The organism is Sedimenticola thiotaurini, from assembly GCF_001007875.1.
In the GTDB taxonomy this organism is placed as follows: Bacteria; Pseudomonadota; Gammaproteobacteria; order Chromatiales; family Chromatiaceae; genus Sedimenticola; species Sedimenticola thiotaurini.
In genome coordinates, this window is record NZ_CP011412.1 from 584828 (window position 1) to 596712 (window position 11885).

10 protein-coding genes are annotated in these 11885 nt (G+C 57.7%); 6 read left to right on the top strand and 4 right to left on the bottom strand.

Features of this window, described 5'->3' with window-relative positions; translation table 11 throughout:
- Window positions 1-15: 15 nt before the first annotated feature.
- The 6 genes from AAY24_RS02550 (at window position 16) to AAY24_RS02580 (ending at window position 5913) form a co-directional block, all read left to right on the top strand.
- Window positions 16-819 carry an enoyl-CoA hydratase/isomerase family protein gene (locus tag AAY24_RS02550; protein WP_046858350.1) on the top strand — a complete coding sequence of 268 codons (804 nt, stop codon included), beginning with the start codon at window positions 16-18 and terminating at the stop codon, window positions 817-819.
- The gene (locus AAY24_RS02555; protein WP_046858351.1) at window positions 819-2810 is read left to right on the top strand and encodes an acetyl/propionyl/methylcrotonyl-CoA carboxylase subunit alpha; all 1992 of its coding nucleotides are present in this window, start codon (window positions 819-821) and stop codon (window positions 2808-2810) included. The genes AAY24_RS02550 and AAY24_RS02555 overlap by 1 nt, the downstream gene beginning before the upstream one ends.
- A gap of 113 nt (window positions 2811-2923) precedes the next feature.
- Entirely contained in the window at window positions 2924-3826 is a 903-nt protein-coding gene (locus tag AAY24_RS02560) for a hydroxymethylglutaryl-CoA lyase (RefSeq protein WP_046858352.1), read from the top strand.
- Between the two features lie 126 nt (window positions 3827-3952).
- Window positions 3953-4549: a peroxidase-related enzyme gene (locus AAY24_RS02565; protein WP_046858353.1), complete on the top strand. Its 597-nt coding sequence runs from the start codon at window positions 3953-3955 to the stop codon at window positions 4547-4549.
- A gap of 24 nt (window positions 4550-4573) precedes the next feature.
- Complete coding sequence (locus AAY24_RS02570; RefSeq protein ID WP_046858354.1) at window positions 4574-4816, top strand: Rho-binding antiterminator; 243 nt, start codon at window positions 4574-4576, stop codon at window positions 4814-4816.
- 221 nt (window positions 4817-5037) lie between these two features.
- Entirely contained in the window at window positions 5038-5913 is an 876-nt protein-coding gene (locus tag AAY24_RS02580) for an HDOD domain-containing protein (protein WP_199930471.1), read from the top strand.
- A 19-nt stretch (window positions 5914-5932) separates the two neighbouring features.
- On the opposite strand, the gene AAY24_RS02585 is transcribed toward AAY24_RS02580, so the two are convergent.
- The 4 genes from AAY24_RS02585 to AAY24_RS02600 all read right to left on the bottom strand — a co-directional run bounded on the left by AAY24_RS02585 (window position 5933) and on the right by AAY24_RS02600 (window position 11609).
- Window positions 5933-8491, bottom strand: coding sequence for an EAL domain-containing protein (locus AAY24_RS02585; RefSeq protein ID WP_052761011.1), 2559 nt, complete (start codon window positions 8489-8491; stop codon window positions 5933-5935).
- A gap of 13 nt (window positions 8492-8504) precedes the next feature.
- Entirely contained in the window at window positions 8505-9275 is a 771-nt protein-coding gene (gene modA, locus AAY24_RS02590; RefSeq protein ID WP_046858357.1) for a molybdate ABC transporter substrate-binding protein, read from the bottom strand.
- A gap of 196 nt (window positions 9276-9471) precedes the next feature.
- Entirely contained in the window at window positions 9472-11280 is a 1809-nt protein-coding gene (locus AAY24_RS02595) for a SulP family inorganic anion transporter (RefSeq protein WP_082116999.1), read from the bottom strand.
- A complete protein-coding gene (locus AAY24_RS02600) occupies window positions 11277-11609 on the bottom strand; it encodes a hypothetical protein (RefSeq protein WP_046858358.1) in 333 nt (110 codons plus the stop codon). Before AAY24_RS02600 ends, AAY24_RS02595 begins: the two co-directional genes overlap by 4 nt.
- Window positions 11610-11885: the final 276 nt, after the last annotated feature.

Consider the following 11885-nt stretch of genomic DNA (forward strand, 5'->3'; position numbering starts at 1 on the left):
CAGGGAGCCCATGCTATGACGGCAGATAACTCGGTAATCGTGGCGGTGGATGGGCGCGGTGTGGCGACACTGACCATCAATCGTCCTGAGATTCATAACGCATTCGACGATCAGCTGATCGAGCGGATGCTGCAAGCCCTGGAGTCGATTGAAAACGACTCCCGGGTGCGGGTGGTGGTGCTGGGCTCCGAGGGCAAAAGCTTCTCGGCCGGTGCCGATCTGAACTGGATGCGCCGCATGGCGGATTACGGCGAGGCGGAAAACCTGGCCGATGCCCGCATGCTGGCCAGGTTGATGGAGCGGTTGAATGGCCTCAGCAAGCCCACGATTGCCCGGGTGCAGGGGGCGACGTTTGGCGGTGGCGTCGGGCTGGTGGCCTGCTGTGATATGGCCGTGGCGGCAAGCGGGGCGAAGTTCTCCCTGTCGGAAGTGCGCCTGGGCCTGATTCCGGCAGTTATCTCACCCTATGTGATCGCCGCCATGGGGGAGCGGGCCGCACGGCGTTACTTCCTCACCGCTGAGCGGTTTGACGCTGCCGAGGCGTTGCGCCTGGGGTTGCTGCATGCGGTGGTGCCGGAGGAACAGCTGCAGTCCCGGGTTGACAGCCTGGTCGATGAGTTACTGAAAGGTGGTCCGGCCGCCCAGGCTGCAGCAAAGTCCCTGATCTTTGCCGTCGCCCGTCAGCCCACCAGCGCAGCGGTGATCGAGGATACCGCCAAACGCATTACCACCACCCGGGCTTCGGACGAGGGCAAGGAGGGACTGAGTGCCTTTCTGAATAAACGTAAACCGGCCTGGATAGCAGAGGACCTGCAGTGATGTTTGACAAGATATTGATCGCCAACCGGGGCGAGATCGCCTGCCGGGTTGCCCGTACCGCCCGCCGTCTTGGCATCACCACCGTGGCGGTCTACTCCGAGGCCGATGCGGATGCCATGCATGTGACCCTGTGTGACGAGGCCTATCTGATCGGACCGGCGGCCGCTAAGGAGAGCTACCTGCGGGCGGACAAGATTCTGGCGGTGGCGAAGGCGTCCGGTGCTCAGGCGGTACATCCCGGTTACGGCTTCCTGTCGGAAAATGCCGAGTTTGCCGAGGCGTGCCAGGCGGCGGGTATCGTGTTTATCGGCCCACCCGCAGCGGCCATCATCGCCATGGGTTCCAAGAGCGAAGCGAAGCGCATCATGAGTGAGGCCGGTGTGCCGCTGGTGCCCGGTTATCACGGCGATGATCAGAGCGACGAACGCCTCAGACAGGAGGCGGATGCCATGGGCTATCCGTTGCTGATCAAGGCGACCGCCGGCGGTGGTGGCAAGGGTATGCGGGTGGTGGAGAAGGCGGGAGATTTTCTCACCGGCCTGAATGCCGCCAAACGGGAGGCGATCGCCTCGTTCGGCGATGACAAGGTGCTGCTGGAGCGCTACCTGCTGGCACCCCGCCACGTGGAGCTGCAGGTGTTCGCCGATACCCAGGGCAACGCGGTACATCTGTTTGAGCGGGACTGTTCGGTACAGCGACGGCACCAGAAGGTGCTGGAGGAGGCGCCGGCGCCCGGTATGACCCCTGAACTGCGTGACGCCATGGGTGAGGCCGCCATCAACGCCGCCAAGGCGATCGGCTACGTGGGTGCCGGCACCGTGGAGTTCCTGCTGGACAGCGATGGCAAGTTCTACTTCATGGAGATGAATACCCGCTTGCAGGTGGAACACCCGGTGACCGAAATGATCTCCGGACAGGATCTGGTGGAGTGGCAGCTCAAGGTGGCGGCGGGTGAGGCCTTGCCCTTGGCCCAGTCCGAATTGCGTATTAACGGCCACGCCTTCGAGGCCCGGGTCTATGCCGAGAATCCGGCGCGGGAGTTCCTCCCCGCCACCGGCACACTGCGTTATCTGCAGACCCCCGAGACCGGTCCCTGCGTGCGGGTCGATACCGGTGTGGAGCAGGGTGACGAAGTGAGTGTCCATTACGACCCGATGATCGCCAAGCTGATTGTCTGGGGCGAGGACCGGGCCAGCGCCCTGCACAAACTGCGTGCGGCCCTGGCAGATTACCGAATCGTGGGTGTAACCACCAACCTGGAGTTTCTCTCCACCCTGTGCGCCCTGCCTGCGTTTGGCAACGCCGAGCTGGATACCGGGTTCATTGATAAACACGAAGCGGAGTTGTTCCCGGTTACTGAGCCGGTATCGGACGATATCCTGGCCATCGCCGCCCTGTATGAGCTGCTGGTGGAGCAACGCGATATTTTACAACGCCAGGCCCGATCCAATGATCCTTTCTCGCCCTGGGGCAGCGCCACCGGCTGGCGTATGAACCAGGACAGTTTCCACCAGTTGCACTGGGCGAGCGGTGAACAGCAGGGGAGTGTGGTGGCGCACTACCGGGATGGCAGCTTCCTGCTGGAACTGCCCGGCGGCGACTGCCTGGTGTCCGGGGAATTGCTGGAGAATGGTGATCTGCTGGCGGATCTGGCGGGACGTCGTTTCAAGGTGGCGGTAATCAAGCACGATCAGGAACTGACCATCCTGCACCAGGGGCGCTCCTGGCAGCTGCTGCTCTCCGACCCACGTCTGGAGGCGCTGGAAGGTGAAGGGGCTGGCGGCAGCCTGGTGGCACCCATGACCGGTAATGTTATCGCCATCCACGTGCAGGAGGGCGATGCGGTGAAGCAGGGTGATGCGGTGATGATCGTCGAGGCGATGAAGATGGAGCACACCATTACCGCCCCGGCCGACGGCACGGTGAAAGAGGTGCGTTTTGCCGTTGGCGATCAGGTGCAGGATGGCGAACCACTGCTGGTGATCGAGTAGTGGATGGTGTTCAAAGGTAAAGACCGCAGAATCAGTTAGTCGAAAGGTCATCACCGGACAGATAACCCCGGGTCGCTGAGCAGGCCCATACAGGGCACGGCAGAGGAGCAACTATGCAACTACCCCAACAGGTAAAGATCGTCGAAGTGGGGCCCCGGGACGGACTGCAGAATGAGTCCGCCTCGGTGCCGGCGGAGATCAAACTGGAGTTGATTCAAAAACTTGAACAGGCCGGTTTGTCGGTGATCGAGGCGGGTAGTTTTGTCTCCCCCAAGTGGGTGCCCCAGATGGCCTCCAGCGCGGAAGTCTACCAGTCCATTGAACAGAAACCGGGTGTCAGCTATCCCATGCTGGTGCCCAATCTACGTGGCCTGGAGAGCGCGCTGGCGGTTGGCGTAGAGGAGATTGCCATCTTCGCAGCCGCTTCCGAGAGCTTTACCCGGAAGAATATCAACTGTTCGATCGATGAGAGCATTACCCGTTACGGCGACGTGATGGAGCAGGCCCGGCAACACAATCTCAGGGTGCGGGGTTATGTCTCCTGCGTGCTGGGATGCCCCTACGAGGGGGCGATAGCCGTCGAACGGGTCGCCGAAGTGGCCCAGCGGCTGTATGAGATGGGCTGCTATGAGATCTCCCTGGGCGATACCGTGGGTGTCGGCACTCCGGTCCAGGCGCAGCAGATGATCGACGCAGTGGCGGAACGGGTGCCGATGGAGAGACTGGCGGCCCATTTCCATGACACCTATGGCCAGGCGCTGGCCAATCTGTTTGCCGTGTTGCAGCGGGGTGTGAGCGTCATTGACAGCTCGGTCTCCGGGCTGGGGGGGTGCCCCTACGCCAAGGGTGCCTCGGGAAATGTGGCCACCGAAGATGTGCTCTATATGCTCAACGGAATGGGTATAGAGACCGGCGTCGATATGTCGAAGCTGGTAGAGGCGGGCCGCTTTATCAGCGACTTTCTGCAACGGCAGCCGGCCTCGAAAGTGGCCCGGGCCCTGATAGCCGCCGATTGACTTTCCGGCCCAGTCCAGTGACCGGGCCAAGCCTCTGACAGAGGATATCCGTTGCAGGGCAGTCCCGCCCGCACAGGACAAAACAATAACGGGACATGATTACAAAAATTCAGAGAGGAGATAGAGATGTCCGATAAGCCGATCAGCCGTTTTCCCATACCCGATATCAACGCACTGCCCGAGGATATCAAAGCCACCATACTGGGCGTGCAGGAGAAATCGGGCTTTATTCCGAATATTTTTCTCGTCCTGGCCCATCGTCCGGACGAGTTTCGTGCCTTCTTTGCGTACCATGATGCCCTGATGGAGAAGGAGAGCGGGCTCACTAAAGGTGAGCGGGAGATGATCGTGGTGGCCACGTCCAGCGCCAACCAGTGCATCTACTGTGTGGTGGCTCATGGCGCCATTCTGCGCATTCGGGAGAAGAATCCACTGATCGCGGATCAGATCGCGGCGAACTATCGCAAGGCGGATATCTCACCCCGTCAGAAGGCGATGCTCGATTTTGCCGTCAAGGTGTCCCAGTGTGGCCATGCAGTGAGTGATGCGGACTACGAGCTGCTGCGCAGCCACGGTTTCAGCGATGAAGATATCTGGGATATCGGTGCCATCTCCGCCTTCTTCGGGCTATCCAACCGCATGGTCAATCTCACCAACGCGCGAACCAACGATGAGTTCTATCTACTGGGACGGGTGCCGAAACAGGATAAGCCGGCGACTTGAAAAAGAGCCGGGGGATATGGCCCCATGATCAGTTGTGCCCAACACGACTATGTGGAGATCGCTTGCCTCTACAGGATGGGAGTTATCCTGACCCTGCGTTCGGGGGAAGTACTCAGGGGGATCGCTGTGGATACGGCAAGAAACCAGGCCGGGGAGGAGTGTCTCAAGCTGAGTACCGGATCTGCGGAGGCGCTGGTGGTACTGGATCAGGTGCGGCAGATGGAGGCCGCTGAGGAGAATCCGCATTTCGCTACGGTGGATTTCTGAATCCCATCTGATTTAACTCTCCACCTGCTCTGGCGCCTGGTTGAGGTCCGCCGCACGAGGGCTGCTGTTGGGACCGGGGCTGATCAATGGTGGAAGAAACTTCTCCAGTCCTCCGGCCAATAAAGGGTTGTTGATCCGGCGGCCCAGGCAGTAGAATTCACCGGGTGTGTTTGCGGTTGTATCCACAACTACCATGGCCGGAAGCCGCGAAGGATCACGCTTTGAATAAAGTCGCAGGGAGGATTGCCGTGGGAGCGGGTGGAATTTACTCGGAGATATACGCCAGTCTGGCATCTAACCAGTCGCTGTTTCCCTCTCTTCCAGAGACCACGATTCGGTTGCGGACCCTGCTTGGTCAGTCCAACTGCGATATCCCGGCTGCGGCCAAGCTGTTGCAGTCTGACCCCGGTCTGTCAGCCTTTATTCTCCGGGTAGCCAACAGTGCCGGTTACCTGTCACGGGTACCGCCCAAGGATCTGGAGAGTGCATTGCGAAGAATCGGTCTGAGCGCTGCATCCCGTCTGGCGACCACTTTTTTTGTCCGCTCATCTTTCCGTTCCCCGGACCCTGTCATTAACAAGGTGTTGCTGCAGGCCTATCGTGAATCCACCACGGTCGCTGTGATCAGTCACGTGCTGGCGGGCAGAGTGAGGGGTATTGATGCCAGTAAAGCCATGCTCGCCGGTCTGCTGCAGGATATTGGATTACCACCGATCCTGATCCGGCTTCGGGAGCGCAAGGATATCTTCGACGATATCGACAGACGGCGGGATGCGGTGGACAAGTTGGCGCCTCTGGTGGGTGTGCTGATTCTTAAACAGTGGAAGTTTGACGAAGAGCTGATCGAGGTGGCCCGAAGCCGTAAAGACTGGTGGCGGGAGGGGGGCAAAAAAGCGGATCTGAGCGATATCGTGTTGATCGCCAGACTCCACTCCATGATCGGCACGCCCCAGTTCAAGGAGGCGCCGGCATTTCAGGAGTTACCGGCCTTCGGTAAACTGCCGGTGGGTGAACTGACACCGGATAACAGTATCAGAATGCTGGATGAAGCCCGTGAAGAGATTGCCGGTCTGACGCAGATGTTGCAGGGCGTATAGCGCTGCGCCCCGCAGCCACTCAGGCCGGGGTGTCCGCGTGGGATTCACGGGCCGGGATCACCCCGTCGGGACTCAACAACAACTCCGCCTCGTTCGGTGGCAGTGGCCGGCTGAACAGGTAACCCTGCAGGTAGTCGCAACTGTGTTCCGCCAGAAAATCGCGCTGAAGTTGGGTTTCCACCCCTTCCGCGATCACTTTCAGGCCCAGATTGTGTGCCAGGGCGATTGTCGCCATGCAGATCTCGGCATCATTCCGATCATTCTCAATATCGCGGACAAAGGTTCTATCCAGTTTCAGGGTGTTGATCGGGAGCTTCTTCAGGTAGGCAAGGGATGAGTAGCCGGTGCCAAAATCATCAATGGCGAGACTCACCCCCAGTTCGCTCAGTCTGCTCAGCTGATTTATCGCCACTTCAGGATCTGACATGGCCGCTGTCTCGGTGATCTCCAGTTCCAGTTCCCCGTCCATGATCTGATAGGTTTCCATCGCTTCGTGAACCGTATCGATCAGATCGGCGGAGTGCAGCTGTTTGGCTGAGAGGTTGACGGAGACCTGGGGTGGTGTGTCGGTGGCCTGTTTCCATCGGGCCAGTTGTTGGCACGCCTTTCGGATCACCCATGCACCCAGGGGATGGATAATATCGGTCTCCTCGGCGATCGGGATAAAGCGGTCAGGTCCGATAAAACCCCGATCCGGATGATTCCAGCGAATCAACGCCTCCATACCCCAGATACGGTTCTGTTCCGTATCCACCTGGGCCTGGTAATAGAGCTCAAATTGCTCCTGCTCCAGGGCTGTGCGCAGCTGGTTTTCGAAATGGAGCCGCTCCTCGGAAGCGATCAGCAGGCTCTTTGTGAAAAACTGGAAATTCTTTCGGCCCTGGTCTTTTGCGTGATACATGGCGATATCACTGTTTTTCAACAGCTCTTGAATAGTGCTTCCATCATCGGGATAGATGCTGATGCCGATACTCGGGCTGCTGTTAAAAGTATTGTCATCGACCGTATAGGGTTCAGAGAGCTGCTCAATGATATACCTGGCCAGAGCCGGTACATAGATCATCTCCTTCAACCCGGTGAGTACGATGACAAACTCATCGCCACCGATCCGGGCGACGATGTCACTCTCCCGGATGCAGCCTTTCAGTCGATCGGCAACCTCGATCAACAGCTGGTCACCCACATGGTGTCCCAGGGAGTCATTGATATACTTAAACCGGTCCAGATCGATAAACAGCACCGCCAACTGCTGTTCATCCCGTTTGGCTGCCAGTATGGCCTGCTCCATCCGGCTCTCCAGGCTGAAGCGGTTGAGCAGCCCGGTCAGCATGTCGTAGTGAGCCAGGTGTTCGATCCGGGCTTCTGCGGCCTTACGGTCGGTAATGTCAGAGAAGCTGGCTATGTGGAAAATGACCTCGCCGTCGTCGTTGTGGATAGCGGATATTGCGGTCCACTTGGGATAGATCTCCCCCGATTTTTTTCTGTCCCACAGCTCGCCCTGCCAGAAACTGTCCCGTTGCAGGGCGTTCCACATTTCAAGATAGGTCTCTTCACTGGTTCTGCCGCCCGCCAGCATCTTCGGGTTCTTGCCCATAACTTCCGACAGCTCGTAACCGGTTTGTTGGGTAAAGGCGCTATTGGCGTTGATAATGCGGTTGTCCTTATCCGTGATCAGTATGGCTTCACCGCTGTTTTCGAAAGCATTGGCATAGATCTGCAGCGCTTCGGCGATCGATTCGGCGCTGCGTTTCGACATCTCAAGCTTGTTATGGGCATCGGCGACGTTTTTCGCCATCTCCAGCATGGCGCGGGTCAGTTGGCCGACCTCATCGTCGGCATTCAGGGTCAATGGGGCCGAGTAGTCACCCAGGGCTATTTTTCTTGACCAGACCAGCAGTTCAGAAAGTCGTTGAGTTACGTCCCGTATAACCACAAAGGCGATGAACAGCAGCAGGCTCCCACCCAGGATACCGATGGTTATGGTAATGAAAAGGTTGTGGGTTGCACCCGAGACCAGGGCGCGGCGGGAGTCTGCTATCGCGTCGAACTCCTGGCGAATCAACTGGGAGGTGATCTCCTTGATAAAGGGGATGTAGCCGGATTCCGTACTGCTGAGCTGGATAAAGGCCGCCTCTTTTTCAAAATCGGCACTCAGCTTGAGAACGTTCCGGGTCTCTTCAAAATAGTTTCGAAGAATGGTTGACAGCTGCTGGGCCGATGAACGGGCTGCCCCGTCGTCGGCAGCCGACAAATGGCTGGTGGCAAGGGTATTGGGCAGTAAGTCGATAAGAACCCGCCTGGTATCCTCCAGTTCCTGGCCGATCTGTTGCATGCTGAGGTAACTTTCCGCCGTCAGGTGGCGCAGGCAGAGCGCGCGATAGCGGGTGATCTGTTTCTCTATGTTCTCCAGGTTCCGAAGTCGGTCATTATCTTCGATATAGACCGTATCGATGGCGGTCACGGAGTCGTTTAGGTTGTGGGAAAAATAGACAGTGCCGAGCAGTGAGATGAGACCGATACTGAACATCGGGATGATCAGTTGCTGGTAGAGTGAAAAGTTTCTCAGCCTCTCAATCATACTTAAATCATGCTCATAGGGACTCCACAACGAATCCCGCTGTTTCGAATACCGCTTTAGCAGCATCGCTGTTTATGTAGTCAGCCAGTGCCATGGCGCCAGACATATCTGTTTCATTTTCCAGCGGTGCCATGTAGTAACGGATTGCCGGGTGCAGCGATGGATCGACCGGGTGCAGGATACGCAGTTGGGGGGTCAGGTTGGTGGCGAACAGTATGCCTACACTGTGCCCCCCTGATTCAGCCAATGTGTCGGCCAGCAGCGTGATATGTTTCTGTGTCGTGATCTTCTGTTTGACCTGCTCCCAGATACCGCTCTTCTGCATGGCCTGTTTCGCATAGCGACCGAACGGGGCGGTACCCGGATCACCGATAAAGATGGTTTTGACAGGGTCTGACATCAAATCCTTCCAGGTGTCAAATTTTAAAGGGCTGTTGGCAGGCGCACTGACCACCAGACGATTGCCCCAGGGACTGGCCACCTTATCGGCAGTCACCAGACCAGCTTTAATCATGTAATCCATCCACGCTCTGTTGGCCGAGATATAGATGTCAGCCCGAATAGCCCGTCCCCGGATCCCCTTGGCCAACAGTCCTGATGACTTACAGATGTAGCGGATATTTACAGCGTGGTTTTGCGAATACTGTTGGCCGACCGCTTTGATGGCATTACAGGTTGAATTTGCCGCCGCAATGGTAAGATCCTGCGCCTGGACGGCATTGATGGAGAGAGATGCGCAGATTGCCCATAGAGCCCCCCCGATCCTGCGTATAGGATTTGGCATAAGAGAAACCTGTCTGGTTTATGTTATTAGAATCGGACAAGTGATGCCCAGAGTCTACATGAATCGTGGGAGTTAAAGCTATTAAATCGGTGAACCAGCCAGCAGTAGTACTTTAAGGCAGATCGATCGATTTGGTGCAGAAAACCGGCACCGGCAGAAATCCAGAGTCATTCTGCTCGATGACGGGGGCGGGAGTTCAGGCAGCTGTTTCCTGTTTCCGTTGGCACTCCAGGAACACCGGCTGGCTGCACTGCTGACAGGTCTGGTGGTTCAGTTTGCGGTAGATAGCGCTGATGGCGTCGGTCTTATTATCGAAAAAGTATTGGGCGCCTATCTGTTTCAGATAACCCCCTTCAGCAAGAAACTGCCAGAGTTCATCTTTCAGACCGTAGACATACAGTCCCCCACCGGCTGCTTTGAGTCGTCTGGCCTCCTGAGTCAGCAGTTCCGCTCCCGCCATGTCGATATAGTTGATTCGGGTGGCGATCAGCAGGATGTGATTGACTCCGTAGCTGGCAGAGATCATCTGCAGTTTAAGCTGTAGATAGCTCACTGATCCGAAATAGATGGAGCGATCCACCCGTACCACCTTCAGTTGGCGGCACTCCGGCAACGGCTTGGTCTCGATATCGGTAAATGTGCGGCTCTTCTGGGTCTGATCCGGTGCCAGCAAGGTGACTTTGGGCTTGGAGGTCTTGGCCAGAAAAATAACCAGTGACAGCAGCACGCCGATATAGATGGCGAACTCCAGCTCCAGGAACAGGGTGGAAAAGAAGGTCACCAGAAAAATGGCGGATTCCGAGCGGCTGGTCTTGAAGATTGCCTGGATATGATGGAAATCCACCAGGTTATAGGCCACCAACAGGATGACACCCCCCATTGCAGCCACCGGCAGGTAGGCAGTCAAGGGGGCAATGAGCAACACGATGGCCATCAGGATGATGGCTGCAAAAATGGCCGACATGGGGGTCTGGGCCCCTGAATCGTAGTTGATGCCGGAACGGGTGAACGATCCGGAACCGGCGTAGCTGGAGAAAAAGCTGCCGACAATGTTGGACAGGCCCTGGCCCATGAACTCCTGGTTGCCATCAATGCGCTGGTTGGAGCGGGTGGCCACCGAGCGGGCGATGGATACCGCCTCTATCAGGCCCAGCAGGGCCACGGCGAACGCCTGAGGGGCCAGCATGCGAATGGTATCCATGCTGAACTGGGGAGTGGATAGAGGGGGTAACTGGGCCGGGATTTTACCTACCAGGGCAACCTGGTGGGACTCGGCCCCCAGGAACAGGGCGATCAGGGAACCGACAATCAGGCCCAGCAGCAGATGGGGCATTTTGCTGGACAGACGACGGCTGAACAGGGCCACGGTCAGGGTGGCAAGGGCAATCGCCAGAACATAGCCGTTGGTCTGGGTTATGTTCTGGAACAGATGCAGCCAGGTGTCTGCAAAGGAGTGGCCGCCGGCCAGTTCCACTCCCAGTACATGTTTCATCTGGCTGGTGGCGATCAGGATGGCGGCTGCCGCCGTAAATGCCACCACCACGGTGTGGGAGACAAAGTTGACCAGCGCCCCCAGACGCGCGACACCGAACGCGAACTGGTATATGCCGGCCAGAAAAGTCATGGTGAGTACCAGTTGAATAAACTCGGGTGTGCCCGGAGTGGCGTGTTGACTGATGGAAGAGAAGACCACGATTGAAATAGCGGTGGTCGGTCCGGAAACCAGGTGCCTTGAAGAGCCGAACAGGGCCGCGATGATCGGCGTGATCATGGCGGTGTAGAGACCGTACTGGGGCGGCATCCCGGCGATGGTGGCGAAGGCCACACCCTGCGGCAGCACCACCACTGCACCGGTTAATCCCGCCATCAGATCCTGCTGCAGGGTCCGGCGGGAAACACCGGGTAACCACTGCAGGAAAGGTAGCAGCAGTAACAGCCGTTGCGGAAGTGATGGCAGCCCTGCTGTTCCAGCGAAGGTGTTGGAGTTTCCGAATACTGTTTTCATTGTTTCATGTGCGCCCGTTCAAAACTGCCGCCATCGCAGACGATCTTGATGCCTCTGGTTGGTGGTGGGGATCTCTTTTCCAGAATGAATGAGCCACCATCAAATGACTGGTCGGGTTTCAGGATGGCTGGCGTAGCAGGGTTCAGTCTGTTTACCCGGTCGAGAACAGAGAAGCCTAACGTCACTGCCAGTAGCAGCAGGACGAACTGACCGGTGCTCAGTTCAAGCGCCGCCAGGATGATCAGTAGAGCCAGTAACCCGTAACGGACCGGGATGGAACGCAAGCCGTGGGGCAGGCGTGTATCGGGATGGGCATGAAGATACTGCATGATTGATCCTGCTGCATAATTGCTGTCTGACGGGATGGCGGGAGGCTCTGCCCCCGTCTTCCACTACCGCTGTTCCTGATCCGCTACAGCACCTCTCCGGCGATCCGGAAGATATCGGTCTGGCAGATAGTCAGCCCGATTCCTTATGGGCGCCGATTGAGTGAAGTGGGAACAAGAGGCCCCTCACGAAGTGGGAGGGGCAGGGGGATTACTACCCGGCATTTGCTCGTGACAAACCTTATCGGTTTGCTGGTATAGGGATTGGATAGAAAATGT